The following is a 17,496-nucleotide window of genomic DNA, read 5'->3' on the forward strand; positions in this document are numbered from 1 at the left end:
GGCCCCCGATCGCGTGTCGCGATCCGGCAACGATTTCTGGGAGGGCCACTCGCGTGTCCGGCCGTACCGACCGGGAGTGTGGAGTCGTGGATGAACCAGGTTGATCTAGGACTCCACACTTCCAGCCCGTCGTCGGCGAATGCCTCCGCCGTCAGTGCGCCATGTCGACGAACCGCGAGTAGTGACCCTGGAAGGCGACCGTGATGTCGCGGGTCGGGCCGTTGCGGTGCTTGACCACGAGCAGGTCGGCCTCGCCGGGGCGGGTCGACTCCTTCTCGTAGGCGTCCTCGCGGTGCAGCAGGATCACCATGTCGGCGTCCTGCTCGATGCTGTTGTGCAGGGCGATGCCGTTGGCGACGAAGTTGTGCACGCCCAGGACCGTGGCGTCGTACACCGGCTGCTCGCCGATGGGCTCGACGCTGGCGATGGCATCCCAGTAGATGTCGTTGGTGGCCAGGACCTCGAGGTCGGCGTCGCCGAGGACTCCGGCCACCTCGGCCAGCCGTTCGCGGCTCGGGGCGTGCTTCCACATGGTCGAGCCGCCGAACGAGGTCCCCATGGCGGTGGCGAACTCGCGGTGCGTCATCCGGCGGTCCGCCAGCTCCTGGCGCACGCGCCCCCAGACCTCCTGCGGCACGGTGTCGAGGTTGGTGTTGGGCCGGACGTCGCGCAGCGCCGCCGCGAGGCGGGCGACCTGCTCGCCGCGGGCACCGTGCACCCCGATGTCGTCGAGGAACCGCAGCTGGTTCTCGGCCCCGACGACGTGCACGTGCCAGCCGTCGCGGTAGCCGGCCTTGCGGACCCGCTTGATGCGGGTGAAGACGTTGAACCTGGCGAGGAGCCTGGTCACGTCGTCGGCGAGGCGGCGGCTCGTGGTGGCGTAGTAGACCCTGCCCGTCCCGCGCTTCTCGTCCAGGTGGACGCACCCGTCGGTGGCCCACAGGTGGTGCAGGAAGAGGCCCACCTGCTCCTTGGGCAGCCCGAAGACCCAGTCGGGCACGAACTTCTGGTGGCTGCGGAGACCGAAGAGCGCGTCCTCGTCGAGCCAGGCCGCGATCGGGTTGCGCCGGCCACGGGCGAGCCGGTACGGCGCGGGGAGGCGCAGCGTGGTGACCCGGGCGGCCGGGTACTCGTCGCGGACCGCGGTGATGCCGAACCGGCGGGAGGCAGCCTCGGCCACCGCCGCGAGGTTGGCCTCGTCGACGCTGGCGTAGCGCAGCGGCTGGCGCTCGACGAAGGACCCGTCACCGAGCAGGTGCGCGAGCAGGACGACCTCGTCGGGGTCGCGCGGAGTGATCTGCATCGGGGGCGGCACGTGGCGCACCGAGCCCACGCGCGAGCCGGTCGTCAGCTCGGCCAGCGGCACCCAGCCGTCGTAGGTCAGGAACGGGTGGTTGCCGGTCGCCTCCACCGTGCGCCCCGAGGCGAGCGTGACCCGGTACGTCGCCTTCGTCCCGCTGGGGAAGGCGTGCGTCAGGGTGCGCGGCACCAGCTTGAGCCGCTCGTCCAACGCCCAGACGGGGACGTCGGTCGCGCCCGTCGCCATCAGCTCGCCCAGGGTGATCTCGGCGTTCGTGTCGGCGCGCAGGAGCCGGGTGTCGGCGGTCAGGCAGCCGGACTCACGCAGGTCGCTCATGGCAGGGCGCTTGTCGGCGCGCTGCTCAGAGCCACGGTTGAGCTGCGACAGCGCGATGATCGGGACCTCGAGCTCCTTGGCCAGCAGCTTGATCTGGCGCGAGAACTCCGAGACCTCGAGCTGGCGCGACTCGACCTTCTTGCCCGAGCTCATCAGCTGCAGGTAGTCGATGACGATCAGCTGCAGGTCGTGCTTCTGCTTCAGCCGCCGCGCCTTCGCGCGGATCTCCATCATCGTCATGTTGGGGCTGTCGTCGATGAAGACTGGGGCCGAGGAGACCTCGCCCATCTTGCGCGCCAGCTTGGTCCAGTCGTCGTCACCCATCGCGCCGTTGCGGATGTGGTTGAGCGGCACCTTCGCCTCGGCCGAGAGCAGACGCATGGTGATCTCGGAGCGCGTCATCTCGAGGCTGAAGAAGACGCTGGTCAGGTTGTTGTGGATCGACGCCGCACGGCAGAAGTCGAGGGCCAGGGTGGAGTTGTGCGTCGGGATCATCGACCGACCCGCGAGATACAGGTGGTCCTCGTTGTCCACCTGGACGCAGCGCACCGGGACGGACTCCACCGCCACGACGTCGACGAGCTTCACCTCGGACCCGTCGGGCATGGCGATCACATGCGTGGCGCCGCGGTCTGCGGCCAGCTCGGCAGTCGTGGCCACTCCGCTGCGGCCGGTCGCCAGTGCCGTGGTCAACCACTGGTGCTCGGCGTCGGCGACGATCCGCGAACCGTCGGAGAACTCGACCTCGTAGCAGGGCCGTCCGGTCATCACGTCGGTCGCCGCGACCACCCTGGTGGGACGACCCTGGGCGTCGTACAGCAGGTCGCCGACCGCGACGTCCCCCATGGTGGTCCACCCGGTCGGGGTGGGCAGTGGGGTGTCGAGCGCCAGTGCCTTGCCCATGGCGGGGCGGGCCGCGACGATGATCATCTGGCCCTTGTGCAGGCCGTTGGTCAGCTCGTCGAGGTCGGCGAACCCGGTGGGCACGCCGTAGATGCCCGACTCGCGGTTGCCGATCGCCTCGATCTCGTCGAGGACGCCGTCCATGATGTCGGAGAGCGGGGCGTAGTCCTCGCCCGACCGCTTCTCGGCGAGCTTGAAGACCTCGGCCTGGGCCTGGTCGACGATGTCGTCGACCTCGCCCTCGCCGGCGTAGCCGATCTGCACGATCTTGGTGCCGGCGTCGACGAGGCGGCGCAGCACCGCCTTCTCGCGCACGATCTCGGCGTAGTAGCCCGCGTTCGCCGCGATCGGGACGTTGGCAGACAGCGTGTGCAGGTAGGGGGCCCCGCCGACCTTCTGCAGCTCACCCCGACGCTGCAGCTCGGCGGCGACGGTGACCATGTCGACCGGCTCGCTGCGGCCGTAGAGGTCGATGATCGCGTCGTGGATCGTCTCGTGGGAGGGCCGGTAGAAGTCGCCGCCGCGCACCCGCTCGGTGACCTCGGAGATCGCGTCCTTGCTGATCAGCATCGAGCCCAGCACCGACTGCTCGGCGGCCATGTCCTGCGGCGGCGTGCGGTCGTTGGGGCCGCTGCGCGGACGCTCGCCCGGCGCGTAGGAGACGGGCCCGTCGCCCCAGTCCTCGTAGGGCGGCTCCTCGGCCGTGCGGCCGCTCTGCTCGGTGACGCTCAACGTGCTCTCCCATGGCTGGTCCCGGACCGACCCCGTGCCGGCTGGGCCGGTGCCCACGACGCTAGGACCGGCCACCGACAACGCGGCGCCGGACCTCGTGGAGACCGGTCCCGGACGACGTCTCGAGGACCTCGTCCGCGTGACCGTACGTGGGGATCCGCCTCAGCGGAAAGCGAGTTGTCCACAGGGCCTGGGGATAACCCGGGGATGCCCGTGGACGACACGCGAGGACGTGTGCACTGCCTGGGGACACAACTGTGGAGAACCAAGTCACGGCAACGACAAAACGCCCTCTGACCTGGGCGAACGGATCTCCCCACCTGTGGACAGAAAATTGTGGGCAGGACGACGTCGTTCACCCGCCGGCCGCGCTCCGGATGCCTGGATGTTTGTCGACAAAGCGTCGACTAGCGCAGTTTCCACAACTTGTCCCCAATACGGGACAGATGCCGGCGACCGGTCTCGACCAGCACGCGCCTACGATCCGCGGGTGAGCCCGCGCAGCGCCCCGTCCGAGCACCGGGCCACCGATCGCGAGATCTGGCGGCTGGCCGTCCCGGCGTTCCTCGCGCTGGTCGCCGAGCCGCTCTTCCTGCTCGGCGACGCGGCCGTCGTCGGCCGGCTGGGCACCCCCGAGCTGGCCGGTCTGGGCATCGCCGCGGTGGTGCTGCAGACCGCCGTCGGCCTGTGCGTCTTCCTCGCCTACGGCACCACCGCCGGCGTCGCGCGCCGCCTCGGCGCCGGCGACCTGCGTGGCGCGCTGGCCCAGGGCGTCGACGGGCTCTGGCTGGCGGTCGGGATCGGGGTGGTGACCACCGTGGCCGGCGTCGCGCTCACCGACCCGCTGGTCGCGGCCTTCGGTGCCGGGCCCGAGATCAGCGAGCAGGCCACGACCTACCTGCGCATCGCCTTCCTCGGCACCACGCCGCTGCTGGTGATGCTCGCCGCCACGGGGGTGCTGCGCGGCCTGCAGGACACCCGCACCCCGCTGTACGTCGCCGTCGGCGGCAACGTGCTCAACATCGTGCTCAACGTCGTGCTCGTCTACCCCGTCGGCCTCGGCATCGCCGGCTCGGCGATCGGCTCGGTCGTCGCCCAGGTGCTCAGCGCCGCCGTGCTCACCGTGGTCGTCGTGCGCGGCGCCAGGGCGCAGGGCGCCCCGCTGGGCCCCGACCTGCCCGGCATCCGCCTGGCCGCCCGGGCCGGGGTGCCCCTGGTGGTGCGCACCCTGACCCTGCGCGCCGCCATCCTCACCACGACGTACGCCGTCACCCTGGGCGCCGCCCCCGGCGCCGGGCTCGACGTCGACCTGGCCACCCACCAGCTGGCGATGACCCTGTGGGGGTTCCTGGCCTTCGTGCTCGACGCCATCGCGATCGCGGCGCAGGCCCTGACCGGACGCACCCTCGGCGCCGGCGACGTGGCAGGCACCCGGCGGCTGACCCGGCGGATGCTGCGCTGGGGCGTGGTCAGCGGGGTGGTCACCGGAGTGCTGCTGGCCGCCGCGAGCCCGCTGCTCGGCCCGCTCTTCAGTCGGGACGCAGCCGTCCACGAGGCGCTGGTGCCGGTGCTGCTCATCGCCGCCCTGGGCCAGCCCGTGGCCGGCATCGTCTTCGTGCTCGACGGGGTGCTGATCGGAGCCGGTGACGGCCGCTACCTGGCCGTCGGGGGGCTCCTCACCCTGGTCGTCTACCTGCCCGTCGCCCTGCTCGCCGCCTCGTGGGGCGGGCTGCTGGCCCTGTGGGTCGCCTACACGACGGCTTTCATGGGCTCGCGGATGCTGGTGCTGGTGCTCCGCGAGCGCAGCGACGCCTGGGTGGTCACCGGCGGGGGCACCCCCGGCCCGTCCCGGACCCGCTCGGGCGCCGGGTCGTAGGCTCCCCGCCATGGCCCCGCTCTCCCTGGTCGCCTCGGGCCTGCTCCTGGTCGCGCTCGTCGCGCCCGTCGGCGGGTACGACGTGCTGGCCGACTGGGTGGGCTGGGCCCTGGTCGTGGCGGCGCTGCGCCGCCTGCCCCGGACCTCGGCGACCCGGCAGCGACCGGTCCTGGTCGGGCTGGCCGTCACCGCGGGCCTGCTCTCCGCGCTGCTGTGGTTCCCGCTGCTGCACGAGGCGCTCGCCGACGTCGACCCCGCCATCGCCTGGGCGCTGAGCCTGCCGGCGCTGCTGGTGACGGTCCTCCTGGCCCACGAGCTGGCCGCGGCCGCCGCCGGCGCGCACGACCCGGCCCCGCGGCGGCGCTGGCACCTGGTGCGCACCGTCGCGGTGCTGGTCGCCGTGCTGCCCGTCCTCGTCTACGGCGCTGGTCTGGACCAGCTCGAGCCCCTCGCCTTCGTGCTCGCCGACCTCCTGATCCTCACCGTGATCGTGATGCTGCTGGTCGATGCGCGGCGCCCGTGGGCCGGCGGCACCCCCCGCGACTTCGGTCGAAGCGCCGCGAGGACCGCCCGGGATTCGTAGCCTGAGGCGGAGCGGGGCGTTGAAGCATCGACCCCGCCAGCCCCCTCGGAGGAATCTCGATGACCGTCCCCCCGTCCGTACGTCGTGGCGCGGCCCTGTCCGTGGCCGCTCTCGTCGGCGCCCTGCTGCCGGTGCTCGCGATGCCGGCCGCCCACGCCGAGCCCGGCTGCCTCAGCGAGGCAGCACCTCCCGGCGAGCTCCCGATCCCGCTGCCGCTGCCCTCGCCGATCGGACCCGGCGACCGGTGCGACGACAGCGAGCCACCCGTCACCTCGGCCGTGACGGCCTCCCCCGCCCCCAACGAGGCGGGCTTCATCGCCCAGGACTCGGTGACCTTCACCTTCTCCGGCGCCCACACCGACGCCGACACCGACCCGATCGCGTTCGAGTGCCAGTTCTTCAACACCCCCGAGGCCCCGCCCGAGGACGAGTGGACCGCCTGCACGAGCCCGATGACGTACGACGACCTCGAGGACACCCGGCGCGAGCTCGGTGGTCGCGAGACCCCCTACACCTTCAGGGTGCGGGCCTACGACGCCGCCGACCGCAAGATCGACGCCACCCAGAACGACCTGATCCTGGGTTCCAACGGGGCCGAGACCGACCTGCCCGACGTCGACCAGACGCCGGAGGAGGCCACCTTCAAGCTCGACACGGTCGCCCCCGTCGCCCGCATCTTCAACCAGCCCTTCGACCCCGAGACCCCCGACCGCCCGATGCTCACCACCGACAGCCCCACGCTGCGCATCACCGGCTCGGAGTCGCCGCTGGTCTACACCTGCGACATCGACGGCGAGGCGATGCCCTGCCGCGACGACCACGTGACCTTCAAGGACCTCGGGCCCGGCACCCGGACCCTGAGCGTCTCGGTGACCGACCGGGCCGGCAACACCTCGGCCCTGCCGGCCACGACCAGCTTCACGGTCCCCGAGGACCTGGTCTCCCCGGGCCGTCGCTGGGCGACCAAGCGCCGCGCCAAGTCCTTCGGCGGCGACTACCTGGAGGCGTCGGCGTACAAGACCAAGATCACCGTCGCCGGCGTCGACGTGCGCGAGGTGCGCCTGCTGGCCACCACCGGGCCCACGAGCGGCAAGCTGAAGTACAAGATCCCCGGCGGCGTGTGGCAGAAGGTCAAGCTCGGCGGCAAGCGCACCACCCGCAGCGACGTGGTCGTCGTGCGCAACGAGCAGAGCGCCTCCTTCACCGGCAAGATCGCCTTCCGGGTGATGAGCCGCGGCAAGCCGGTGCAGCTCGACGCGATCATGCTGCGCTGAGCCGCAGCCCCGACGCACGACGACGGGCCCGGACCTCCAGTGGAGGTCCGGGCCCGTCGCGGTGCTGCAGGGTGCTGCTGGGTCTCAGGCCTTGACGACGTTGAGGGCCACCGTGGCGGACACCTCGTCGTGCAGCCGCACGGAGACCTCGTGGTTGCCGAGCGAGCGGATCGGGTTCTTGACCGCGATCGTGCGCTTATCGACGGCCTCGCCGGTCGTCTCGGTCAGCGCCGAGGCGATGTCGGCGGGGGTGACGGCGCCGAAGAGACGCCCGCCCTCGCCGGCCTTGACGGCGACGTTGACCGTCGACGCCTCGAGCTTGGCCTTGATCTCAGCGGCGTGGTCGTGGTCGCGGACCGCGCGGCTGGTGCGCGCGGCCTTGATCGACTCGACGGTCTTCTCGCCGCCGCGGGTCCAGCGGATGGCCACGCCACGGGGCACGAGGTAGTTGCGGCCGTAGCCGTCCTTGACCTCGACCACGTCGCCCGGGCCACCGAGACCGGTGACCTCCTGGGTCAGGATGAGCTTCATCGTCCGTGCTCCTCTCAGCGACCGGTGGAGGTGTAGGGCAGCAGGGCCACCTCGCGGGCGTTCTTGACGGCGATGGCCACGTCGCGCTGGTGCTGGACGCAGTTGCCGGTCACCCGACGCGCGCGGATCTTGCCGCGGTCGGAGATGAACTTGCGAAGGAGGGTGGCGTCCTTGTAGTCGACGCCGCTCGCCTTCTCCTTGCAGAACTGGCAAACCTTCTTCTTGGGCTTGCGAATCACTGCCTTGGCCATTGTGGTGCTTCCTTTCTAGAAGCCCGCCCCGGAGTGGCTACCGGGTCGGAATGGGTCAGGTTTGTCTGGACAGGTGGTGCTGGACCGAGCGGTCCAGGATCAGAACGGGGGCTCCTCGCCCACGCCGGGGGCGCCCCAGGGGTCGTTGCCCTGGGCCGGGGCCGGCCGGGACTGGCCCCCGCCGAAGCCGCCGCCCTGCTGGCCCCCCTGCTGGGGAGCCGGCGAGGCCCACGGGTCGTTGGCCGGGGCTGCGCCCTGGCCCCCGCCCTGCTGGCCGCCGCCGGAGTAGCCTCCGCCGCCGCCCTGGCCGCCACCGGAGTAGCCTCCGCCGCCGCCCTGACGGGTCGTGCGGGCGACCTTGGCGGTCGCGTAGCGCAGGGACGGGCCGACCTCGTCGACCTCGAGCTCCATCACGGTGCGCTTCTCACCCTCGCGGGTCTCGTAGCTGCGGGCCTTGAGCCGGCCCTGGACCACGACGCGCATGCCCTTCTGGAGGGACTCGGCGACGTTCTCCGCGGCCTGCCGCCAGATCGAGCAGGACAGGAACAGCGCTTCGCCGTCCTCCCACTCGTTGGTCTGACGGTTGAGGGTGCGCGGCGTCGACGCGATCCGGAAGTTGGCCACGGCCGCCCCCGAGGGGGTGAAGCGCAGCTCCGGGTCGTCGACGAGGTTGCCGACCACCGTGATGACGGTCTCGCCTGCCATGAGGTCTCCCTAGCGGTGTGCTGATCCTGGTGCTGTTCGGTCGTCCGAGACAGCGTTCGCGACCATGGTGGCCGCTCGCGCCGACATCGGACAGGGGTCATCCACAAGTGGACGACCCGAGGCGTCGAGCCGGGGGCTCAGTGCGCGTCGGGCCGGATGACCTTGGTGCGCAGGATCGCCTCGTTGAGGCCGAGCTGACGGTCGAACTCCTTGACCGTGTCGGGCTCGGCGTTCAGCGAGATGACGGCGTAGATGCCCTCGGCGTTCTTCTTCACCTCGTACGCGAGGCGACGACGTCCCCAGACGTCGACGGACTCGACGGTGCCACCGTCCTTGGTGATCACGTTGAGGTACTTCTCGAGGGACGGCTGAATCGTCCGCTCTTCGAGGCTGGGGTCGAGGATGACCATCACTTCGTAGGCACGCATAGCGGTCTCCACCTCCTCTGGACTCGGCGGCCACGGTCTCTCCGTGGCAGGAGGGCTGTGCGAAACCCGCACCCGGCGCACCGCTGAGCGGCGGGCTGGTGGGAGCGGGGCCCGAGGACACGGACCCGTCGGTGGGTCGTGCGATCTCGGACAGCGCAAGATACCAGCGCGCCGCGGTGTCGGCCCAAACGTCGTCCACAGCCCACACGCGCGCGAGGACCCAGGCGTGCGCCGGGCGGGGACGGGGTAGGGGGCTGGCGATGAGCCACCGTCACGCCGCCCCCTCCCTCGCCCCCTCCGTGGCGCCCGCCCCGACGGGCCCGCCGGCCCGCCTGGTCGGGCGCTACGAGCTGGCCGACCGCATCGGCGCCGGGGCGATGGGGTCGGTCTGGCGGGCCTGGGACCACCAGGCCGGGCGCTGGGTGGGCGCCAAGGTGCTCGACCAGGCCCGAGGTGGCGCCCCGACGGAGGCCGCCGGGCTGCTGCTGCGCTTCGTGCGCGAGCAGTCGGTGCGCATCGCGCACCCCCACGTGGTCGCCCCGACCGGCTGGGCGGCCGAGGACCACGTCGTCGTGCTGACCATGGACCTGGTGCGCGGCGGCTCGCTCGACGTGCTGCTCGCCGAGCACGGCGCGCTGCCCGAGAGCTACGTGCGGGTGCTGCTGGCCCAGCTGCTGCGCGCGCTGGCCGCGGTGCACGAGGCCGGGGTGGTGCACCGCGACGTCAAGCCCGCCAACCTGCTCCTCGAGCCGACCGGCGCCGCCCGGCCCCACCTGCGCCTCGGCGACTTCGGCGTCGCCACCCTCCAGCACGAACCGCGCCTGACCCGGCACCCCGGCGCGGTCGGCACCGACGGCTACATGGCCCCCGAGCAGGCGCGGGGGGCGCTGCCCGACCCCCGCCAGGACCTGTACGCCGCCGGCGTCGTGGCCCTCGAGCTCCTCACCGGCCGTCCGCCCACCCGCGAGGGCCCGCCGCCTCTCCCGCCCGGTGACCTCGCCGGTCTGCTGGCGGCGCTGACCAGCCCCGACCCGGCCGGCCGGCCACCCTCGGCGCTGGCCGCCCTCGAGCGGCTGCACCGGCTGGGCGTGCCGCCGGGCACGCCCTGGGACGAGGAGCCCGGCCCGCCGTACGTGCCCGACCGCCTCGGCGAGCCGCCGGCGCCGCGCGCGCCCAGCCGGGGTCCCGACCGGCGCACCGTGCTGGCGGCCTGCTGCCTGGTCTCGGCCGCGGTCCTCTGCGTGGTGGCGCTCGCGCTGCTCGTGTGAGGCCGGCCGGGGCTCACCGACGGCGCAGCAGCACCAGCCCGACGAGCACCAGCACGAGCGCGAGGAGCAGCAGCACCGTCGCCGCCACGAGCCGCTCGTCGGCGACCAGCGGCAGGGGCACGCTCACGTCCACGGCACCAGCGTGCCCGGGCCTCCGGCCCGCAAACCCCCGGGCGGGGGCGTCGGTGCCCGCTCCTAGGCTGGGGCCATGTCGTCGAAGTCCCAGCAGCTGCCGATCGGTGCCCACGTCGACCAGGCCGACCCGGTCGGGGAGGCGCGCGAGCGCGGGGTCCCGCTGGTGCAGATGTTCCTCGGCGACCCGCAGGGCTATCGCGGGCCCGAGGTCGCCCACCCCGGCGGGGCGGCGGGCCTGCGCGCCGAGGCCGAGGAGGCCGGGGTCGACCTCTACGTCCACGCGCCGTACATCGTCAACGTCGCCACCACCAACAACCGCATCCGGATCCCCAGCCGCAAGCTGCTGCAGCAGCACATGGACGCCGCCGCCGAGATCGGCGCCAAGGGACTGATCGTGCACGGCGGGCACGTCAACAAGGCCGACGACCCCGCCGTGGGCTTCGACAACTGGCGCAAGGCGGTCGAGGCGACCGACCTCAAGATCCCCCTGCTCATCGAGAACACCGCCGGCGGCGACAACGCGATGACGCGCTACCTCGAGCGCATCGAGGGCGTGTGGGCCGCGATCGGCAGCGCCGAGGGCGCCGACATGGTCGGCTTCTGCCTCGACACCTGCCACGCCCACGCCGGCGGCAACGCCCTCGAGACCGTCGTGGCCGACGTGCTGGCCATCACCGGGCGCATCGACCTGGTGCACGCCAACGACAGCCGTGACGACTTCGGCTCCGGGGCCGACCGGCACGCCAACTTCGGCGCCGGGCGCATCGACCCCGACCTGCTCGCCTCGGTCGTGCGCGACGCCGGCGCGCCCGTGGTGATGGAGACCCCCGGGCCCGCCGAGGCGCACGTCGCCGACGCGGCCTGGCTCCGCGATCGGCTGTAACGTCGCGGCTGTGAGCCCCGCAGCGACCCGTGCCGAGCCCAGCGCCCCGCTGAGGGTGCAGGAGATCCCGCCCGCCGACCACCTGGCCTTCCTGGACGGGCGGTCCTCCGCGAGCTTCCTGCAGACCCCCGCCTGGGGCCGGGTCAAGGCCGAGTGGCGCCGCGAGTCGCTGGGCTTCTTCGCCGGCGACGAGCTCGTCGGCGCCGCCCTGGTGCTCTACCGCCAGCTGCCCCGGCTCAAGCGCTACCTGGCCTACGTGCCCGAGGGCCCGGTCATCGACTGGGGCGACGACGACCTGGCCCGCTGGCTCGAGCCGCTGGCCGCGCACTGCCGGGCCCGGGGGGCCTTCGGGGTGCGGATGGGCCCGCCCGTGGTCACCGCCCGCTGGAGCGCCCAGCAGGTCAAGGACGGCATCGCCGACGACGCCGTACGCCGCCTCGGCGACCTGGCGCCGCTCGAGCGCGACGTCGTGGGGGCGCGCGTCGTCTCCCAGCTCGAGTCGCTGGGCTGGCGCCACCAGGGCGTCGAGGGCGGCTTCGCCGCCGGCCAGCCGCAGTTCGTCTTCCAGGTGCCGCTCGTCGACGACGACGCGGCGCCCCTCGACGAGGACGCCGTGCTCAAGGCGATGAACCAGCAGTGGCGGCGCAACATCAAGAAGGCCGCCAAGGCCGGCGTCGAGGTGCAGTCGACCTCGGGCGTCGCCGAGGCCCTCGAGGCGCTGCCGGACTTCCACGAGCTCTACGTGCACACCGCCGAGCGCGACCACTTCACCCCGCGCCCGCTCTCCTACTTCCGCACCATGGTCGAGGCGCTGGCCGGCGAGGGCGAGCAGCTCGGCCAGCCCGACCGCCTGCGCCTGCACCTGGCGCGCCACGAGGGCGACCTGGTCGCGGCGACCATCGCGATCCGGGTCGGCACCCACGCCTGGTACTCCTACGGCGCCTCGTCGACCGAGAAGCGCGACGTGCGCGGCTCCAACGCCGCGCAGTGGGCGATGATGCGCGACGCCCTCGCCGCCGGCGCCCACGTCTACGACCTGCGCGGCATCACCGACACCCTCGAGGCCGACGACAGCCACGTCGGGCTGATCCAGTTCAAGGTCGGCACCGGCGGCCAGGCCGTCGAGTACGCCGGCGAGTGGGACCTGCCGCTCAACAAGGTGCTCTACCGCGCCTTCAGCCTCTACATGGCGCGCCGGTGACCGCGCGATGAGCCTCACGCTGACCGTCGACGGCCCCCGCTGGCGCGAGCACCTGCGCCGCACCGCCGCCGCCCACCCCGGGCTGGTGCCCGTGGTCAAGGGCAACGGCTACGGCTTCGGGCTGGGCCGCCTCGCGCGGCGTACCCAGTGGCTGGCCGAGCAGGACCTGGGCCACGAGCCCGGGGCCGGCACCTGCGACACCCTGGCCGTGGGCACCTACGACGAGATCGGCGAGGTCGCCCAGCGCTTCGGCGGCAGCATCGTGGTGCTCACCCCCTGGCGACCCTTCGGGACCGCGCTCGAGGCGACCGACGACGACCACCTGGCCGAGCGGCTGGTGCACACCGTGGGCCGGCTCGAGGACCTGCGCGACCTGCTCGAGCGCCGCCCGCGGGCGCGGTTCGTCCTCGAGCGGATGACCAGCATGCAGCGCCACGGGTTCACCGCCCGCGGCCTCTGGTCGGTCGGCGAGGTGCTGCGCGCCCACCCCGGCGCCCGCCTCGAGGGCGTCGCGATGCACTTCCCGCTCGCGCACGGCTCGCACACCTCCGAGGCCTCGCGGCTGCTCACCGACGTGGTCGGCGCCGAGCTGCCCGAGGGCGACGGCGCGCGCACGGTGTGGGTCTCGCACCTCAGCGACGCCGAGCTGGCCGGGCTGGCCGCGCGCTGGCCGGAGTACCGGTTCCGCTCCCGGATGGGCACCGGGTTGTGGCTCGGTGAGCGCTCCGCACTGAGCGTGACCTCGACGGTCCTCGACGTGCACCCCCTCGAGCGCGGCGACGTCTTCGGCTACCGCGGGCGCACCGCCCCGAAGTCGGGGCACCTGCTGGTGGTGACCGGCGGCACCGCCCACGGCATCGGCCTCGAGGCGCCCACCGGGGACCTCGGGCTGCGCGGTCGCGCCGCCACCCTGGCCCGCGGCGGCCTCGACGCCGTCGGGTTCGTGCGCTCGCCGTTCTCCATCGACGCCAAGCAGCGCCTCTTCGCCGAGCCGCCGCACATGCAGGCCTCGATGCTCTTCCTGCCCACCGGCGCCCGGGTCCCGGCCGTCGGCGACCTGCTCGACGTCCGGGTCCGCTACACCGCCACCACGTTCGACCGCGTCGTCGTCACCTGAGGCTGCCCGGCGGAGTCGTGGCCCGGCTGCATGAGTCCCCGGTCGACCGGTGACTCATGCACTTGTCAGGTGTTGCAACACCCACTAAGTGCAGGAATCACCGGCTGACCGGGGACTCATGCACGGGCGCCGGGGCCCCCGGGGGTACGTCGGTCGGGGGCGGTGGGGGCAGCGGGCGGCGTACGGGGTCGTGCTGGGGGCGCCACACGTCGCGGGCGACCAGGGCCACCAGGTAGAGCTCGGCACCCACCCGCAGCACGATCGCCACCCAGTAGAAGCCGGCGTCACCGCCGCCCCCGGCGTCGAGGAGCCCGCCGAGGTACCACCACACGGCGGCGAAGTAGAAGACCTCGCCGGCCTGCCACACCAGCTGGTCGCGCAGGCGGGGGCGGGCCAGCACGGCGAGGGGCAGCAGCCACAGCACGTACTGCGGCGAGTAGACCTTGTTGACGAGCAGGAAGCCCGCCACCAGCAGGAAGCCCAGCTGGGCCAGGCGCGGGGTCTCGGGGGCCAGCATGCCGAGCACGAAGACGCCGGCGCACCAGGCGGCGAAGAAGGCCAGCGACGCGGTGTTGATGGTGGAGGGGTCGATGTCGAGGTCGCCGGCCTGCGCGGCGACCAGCCACAGCGAGCCCAGGTCGGCGCCGCGCTCGGAGTTGAAGGACCAGAAGACCCGCCACTGCTCGTAGCCGGTGAGCACCGCCGGCAGGTTGGTCAGCAGCCAGGCCACGCCCGCGCCCAGCCACACCACGCCGAGCTCGCGCCAGCGGCGCCCGCGCAGGCAGATCACCAGCACCGCGCCGAGCAGGAACAGCGGGTAGAGCTTGGTGGCGGTGCCGACCCCGATGAGCACCCCGGTCAGCAGCGGCCGCCCGGTCGCCCACGCCCACAGGGCGCCGGCGACCAGCACGACGGCGAGCAGGTCCCAGTTGACCAGGCCGGTCAGCAGCAGCGCGGGCGAGACCGCGAACCACAGCGCGTCCCACGGCCGACGCGCGTGGGTGCGGGCCAGCAGCCACACCGCGAGCAGCGTCAGCACCGCGAAGCCCAGGGCGTTGACGATGACGAAGGCGCGGATCTCGCGCTGCACCTCGGCGTCGCCGAACAGCGAGCCGGGGTCCGCGGCGCGGCGCTCGGCGAGGTCGGGCAGGCCCCCGAGGCCCTCGGTCAGCCCCTGCGCCACCAGCGCGGTGCCCCACGCCCAGTAGGAGATGCCGACGGGGTACTCCATCACCTCGGGGTAGCGCTCGCGCAGCGACTCGTCGCCGGAGTAGGGCCACGCCCGCTCCGCCAGCGCCCGCCCGGTGTAGAGGTAGGGCAGGTCGGAGTAGCACATCTGGCTGAAGCGGGCGTCGCTGTCGCTCCAGGTGTCGGAGTAGCACGGCGCCTTCTGGAGCATCCCCAGCGCCACCACCACCGCGGCCAGCGCGAGCAGCACCCGCACCGGCGTCCACCAGGGGTGCCGCCCGGCCCGCTCGCCGAGCGGCCCGCCGAGACCCTCGCTCAGGGTCGCGGCGAGCGGGTCCTCGCGCGTCGGCGCGGCGTCGGTCACTGCGTACGGCGTCGCTCGGCCGTCGCCGCGCCGCCGGCGCGACCACTCGGGCTGGCCGAGGGCCCGCCACCGCTGGCGGCGCCGCCGGACGGCGACTGCGACGGCGACGACGAGGGGCTGCTCGACGGCGAGGAGCTGCCGCTGGGCCCGCAGAGGATCCCGTCGCAGTCGTCGGTGGGGCTCGGGGTCGGCGTGGGCGCCTGGGTCGTCGGCTCCTCGGTGGGGGTCGGCTCCTGGGTCGGCGTCGGCTGCCTGGTGGGCGACTGCCGGGTCGGCTGCGGGGTGGTGGGCGCCGGCGGCGCGGTCGTCGGCGCGTAGCCCGGGGGCGCCTCGCCGTCGACGAAGACCGGCTCGGGGAACTCCTCGACCTCGAGGCCCTCCATCAGGTCGCTCATCACCGCGAGCCAGGTGTCGGCGGGGTAGGCGCCGCCGAAGTACTCCGGCAGCCAGCCCTGCAGCTGCTCGTTGCCCTTGCCGCGCACGTACATCACCGCGGTCGACATCTGCGGGGTGTAGCCGGCGAACCAGGCCGAGGAGACCTCGCCCTTGCCGTTGGTCGCGGTGCCGGTCTTGCCGGCCGCGGGCCGGCCCAGCGCCAGCGCCGCTGTGCCCGAGCCGCCGGTGACGTTCTGCTGCAGGGCGTAGGAGACGTCGGCGGCGATGTCGGCGCTGACGGCGCGCTCGGTGCTGTCCTCGTGGGTGTACTCGACCTCGCCGTCGGCGTTCACGACCTCCTCGACGACGTACGGCTCGGCGTAGACGCCCTCGTTGGCGATCGTGGCGTAGGCGTTGGCCATGTTGATCGGGCTGACGGTCGCGTTGCCCAGGGCGATGCCGGTGATCGGCTCCAGGCCCGGGGACGTCGGCGGGATGCCGGCCGCGTTCTTGCCGGCCTCGGCCGGCGGCACGCCCATCGCGTTGGCCATGTCGAGGACCTTCTGCGGGCCCTTCTCCATCGCCAGGGTCATGTCGATGAACGCGGAGTTCGCCGACTTCTGGGTCGCGTAGACCATGTCGATGGCCGACCCGTAGCTCTGGTCGCCCTGGTTCTCGATCTCGGTGCCGTCGGGCAGCTCGTAGGGCGAGTTGCCGTCGAAGGTGTCGCGCAGCGAGAAGCCCTCCTTGATGGCCGCGGCGAGCGCGAAGGCCTTCATGGTCGAGCCGGCCTGGCCGCCGGTGACGGCCCAGTTGTACTGCGACTGCACGTAGTCCTGGCCGCCGTAGAAGCCGCGCACCGCACCCGTGCCGGGCTCGACGCTGGCCACTCCGACGTGCAGCTGCTTGTCGCCGAAGCCCTCGGGGCGGGCCTCGAGGACGCCCTCCTCGGCGGCCTTCATGGCCTCCTCGGTGAAGGTGGTGGTCACGCGCAGGCCGCCGCCGTCGATCTCGTCGTCGGTGAAGCCGAGCCGGTTCAGCTCGTCGCGCACCATCTCGAGGACGTGGCCCTTCTGGCCGCCGTAGGTGCTCTCCGCGGCGATCTCGGGGAACTTCGGCAGCCGCTTGACCGCCTTCTCCGCGGCCTCGGGTGTGATCGACTCGAGCTTCTCCATCTGGCTCAGCACGTAGGCGTAGCGCCCCTCGAGCAACCGCTTGCTCTCCTTGCCGCCGGCCGGGTCGAAGCGCGAGGGATTGTTGAGCACCGAAGCCAGCACCGCCGACTGGCGCAGGTTCATGTCGGTGGCGTCCTTGCCGAAGTACGCCTGCGCGGCCGCCTGCACGCCGTACGCGCCGCGACCGAAGTAGATGGTGTTGAGGTAGCCCTGCAGGATCTCGGTCTTCGACTGCTTGCGGTGCAGCTTGAGGGCCAGGATCGCCTCCTTGACCTTGCGCTCGTAGGAGCGCTCCTGGGTCAGGTAGAGCACCTTGACGTACTGCTGGGTGATGGTCGAGGCGCCCTGGGTGTCGTCACCGGAGGCGTTGTTGAAGAAGGCGCGGGCGATGCCCTTGGGGTCGAGCCCGGAGTCGCTCCAGAAGGACTGGTTCTCCGCGGCGACCACCGCGTCCTTGATCGAGTCGGGCATCTCCTCGTAGCTGATCGAGGTGCGGTCCTGGGTCGCGAAGCGGCCGGCCTCGGTCTTGCCGTCGTCGTAGTAGACGAAGGTCGTCTCGGTCTCGAACTCGGCGTTGGGGTCCGGGATGTCGGTGCTCTGGTAGAGGTAGAAGAACCCACCGGCAGCCAGCAGCGCGCCCACGAGACCGGCGATCGAGCCCCACTTCAGGACGCTCAGCGAACGCTGCTTCCACGTCCGCGGGGTCTTCTTCTTCGGCGTCTTCTTCACGGCCGGGCCCTCGGCCCTGCGCTTGGCTGTCACGTCGGTGCTGCTCCAGGGGAAGGGGGCGCGACCAGCACGCCCGGTGGTCCGGACCGTCCATCAGGGTACGCAACCGGCCCGAGGACGCACCGATCCTCGCGACCCGGCG

At 72.7% G+C, this 17,496-nt stretch carries 14 protein-coding genes; 7 read left to right on the plus strand and 7 right to left on the minus strand.

All coding sequences use genetic code 11. The features are described 5' to 3' along the window. Positions 1-151 precede the first annotated feature (151 nt). Positions 152-3,139 carry a replicative DNA helicase gene (locus tag H0S66_RS07345; protein ID WP_179617246.1) on the minus strand — a complete coding sequence of 996 codons (2,988 nt, stop codon included), beginning with the start codon at positions 3,137-3,139 and terminating at the stop codon, positions 152-154. Between the two features lie 622 nt (positions 3,140-3,761). Between H0S66_RS07345 and H0S66_RS07350 the strand changes: the two genes are divergently transcribed. From H0S66_RS07350 to H0S66_RS07360, 3 genes are read left to right on the plus strand one after another with little or no spacing between them, the layout of a single operon-like run. Then, entirely contained in the window at positions 3,762-5,147 is a 1,386-nt protein-coding gene (locus tag H0S66_RS07350) for an MATE family efflux transporter (protein ID WP_258017148.1), read from the plus strand. Positions 5,148-5,157: 10 nt separating this feature from the next. Next, positions 5,158-5,730, plus strand: coding sequence for a hypothetical protein (locus tag H0S66_RS07355; protein ID WP_179614811.1), 573 nt, complete (start codon positions 5,158-5,160; stop codon positions 5,728-5,730). 59 nt (positions 5,731-5,789) lie between these two features. Further along, positions 5,790-7,004 (plus strand): hypothetical protein, encoded by a 1,215-nt coding sequence (locus H0S66_RS07360; protein WP_179614812.1) that lies wholly within the window; start codon positions 5,790-5,792, stop codon positions 7,002-7,004. An 84-nt stretch (positions 7,005-7,088) separates the two neighbouring features. Here H0S66_RS07360 and rplI read toward each other — a convergent pair whose 3' ends face one another. From rplI to rpsF, 4 genes are all read right to left on the minus strand, one after another. After that, on the minus strand, positions 7,089-7,535 hold the full coding sequence (gene rplI / locus H0S66_RS07365) for a 50S ribosomal protein L9 (protein ID WP_179614813.1): 447 nt from the start codon (positions 7,533-7,535) through the stop codon (positions 7,089-7,091). Between the two features lie 14 nt (positions 7,536-7,549). Continuing rightward, entirely contained in the window at positions 7,550-7,786 is a 237-nt protein-coding gene (gene rpsR, locus H0S66_RS07370) for a 30S ribosomal protein S18 (protein WP_179614814.1), read from the minus strand. A gap of 99 nt (positions 7,787-7,885) precedes the next feature. Beyond that, entirely contained in the window at positions 7,886-8,491 is a 606-nt protein-coding gene (locus H0S66_RS07375; RefSeq protein WP_179614815.1) for a single-stranded DNA-binding protein, read from the minus strand. Positions 8,492-8,628: 137 nt separating this feature from the next. Beyond that, complete coding sequence (rpsF, locus tag H0S66_RS07380; protein WP_179614816.1) at positions 8,629-8,919, minus strand: 30S ribosomal protein S6; 291 nt, start codon at positions 8,917-8,919, stop codon at positions 8,629-8,631. A gap of 260 nt (positions 8,920-9,179) precedes the next feature. On the opposite strand from rpsF, the gene H0S66_RS07385 reads away from it, so the two are divergent. The 4 genes from H0S66_RS07385 (at position 9,180) to H0S66_RS07400 (ending at position 13,523) form a co-directional block, all read left to right on the plus strand. Next, positions 9,180-10,187 (plus strand): serine/threonine-protein kinase, encoded by a 1,008-nt coding sequence (locus tag H0S66_RS07385; RefSeq protein ID WP_179614817.1) that lies wholly within the window; start codon positions 9,180-9,182, stop codon positions 10,185-10,187. A 208-nt stretch (positions 10,188-10,395) separates the two neighbouring features. Beyond that, entirely contained in the window at positions 10,396-11,205 is an 810-nt protein-coding gene (locus H0S66_RS07390) for a deoxyribonuclease IV (protein ID WP_179614818.1), read from the plus strand. 10 nt (positions 11,206-11,215) lie between these two features. Further along, entirely contained in the window at positions 11,216-12,406 is a 1,191-nt protein-coding gene (locus H0S66_RS07395; RefSeq protein WP_420846869.1) for a lipid II:glycine glycyltransferase FemX, read from the plus strand. A 7-nt stretch (positions 12,407-12,413) separates the two neighbouring features. After that, a complete protein-coding gene (locus H0S66_RS07400; RefSeq protein WP_179614819.1) occupies positions 12,414-13,523 on the plus strand; it encodes an alanine racemase in 1,110 nt (369 codons plus the stop codon). A 97-nt stretch (positions 13,524-13,620) separates the two neighbouring features. Here the strand turns inward: H0S66_RS07400 and H0S66_RS07405 are convergent, their stop codons facing one another. Then, positions 13,621-15,075, minus strand: coding sequence for a glycosyltransferase family 87 protein (locus tag H0S66_RS07405; RefSeq protein ID WP_179614820.1), 1,455 nt, complete (start codon positions 15,073-15,075; stop codon positions 13,621-13,623). Continuing rightward, positions 15,072-17,354 (minus strand): transglycosylase domain-containing protein, encoded by a 2,283-nt coding sequence (locus H0S66_RS07410; protein ID WP_258017149.1) that lies wholly within the window; start codon positions 17,352-17,354, stop codon positions 15,072-15,074. Before H0S66_RS07410 ends, H0S66_RS07405 begins: the two co-directional genes overlap by 4 nt. Positions 17,355-17,496 lie beyond the last annotated feature (142 nt).

Source organism: Nocardioides marinisabuli (assembly GCF_013466785.1).
GTDB lineage: Bacteria > Actinomycetota > Actinomycetes > Propionibacteriales > Nocardioidaceae > Nocardioides > Nocardioides marinisabuli.

What these genes read in the sequence shown, in the direction of transcription:
- H0S66_RS07355 (WP_179614811.1), top strand. Translation starts at nt 5,158, where the DNA reads ATGGCCCCGCTCTCCCTGGTCGCCTCGGGCCTGCTCCTGGTCGCGCTC.
- H0S66_RS07375 (WP_179614815.1), bottom strand. Translation starts at nt 8,491, where the DNA reads ATGGCAGGCGAGACCGTCATCACGGTGGTCGGCAACCTCGTCGACGAC.
- rpsR (WP_179614814.1), bottom strand. Translation starts at nt 7,786, where the DNA reads ATGGCCAAGGCAGTGATTCGCAAGCCCAAGAAGAAGGTTTGCCAGTTC.
- rpsF (WP_179614816.1), bottom strand. Translation starts at nt 8,919, where the DNA reads ATGCGTGCCTACGAAGTGATGGTCATCCTCGACCCCAGCCTCGAAGAG.
- H0S66_RS07345 (WP_179617246.1), bottom strand. Translation starts at nt 3,139, where the DNA reads ATGGCCGCCGAGCAGTCGGTGCTGGGCTCGATGCTGATCAGCAAGGAC.
- H0S66_RS07400 (WP_179614819.1), top strand. Translation starts at nt 12,414, where the DNA reads ATGAGCCTCACGCTGACCGTCGACGGCCCCCGCTGGCGCGAGCACCTG.
- H0S66_RS07390 (WP_179614818.1), top strand. Translation starts at nt 10,396, where the DNA reads ATGTCGTCGAAGTCCCAGCAGCTGCCGATCGGTGCCCACGTCGACCAG.
- H0S66_RS07360 (WP_179614812.1), top strand. Translation starts at nt 5,790, where the DNA reads ATGACCGTCCCCCCGTCCGTACGTCGTGGCGCGGCCCTGTCCGTGGCC.
- H0S66_RS07385 (WP_179614817.1), top strand. Translation starts at nt 9,180, where the DNA reads ATGAGCCACCGTCACGCCGCCCCCTCCCTCGCCCCCTCCGTGGCGCCC.
- rplI (WP_179614813.1), bottom strand. Translation starts at nt 7,535, where the DNA reads ATGAAGCTCATCCTGACCCAGGAGGTCACCGGTCTCGGTGGCCCGGGC.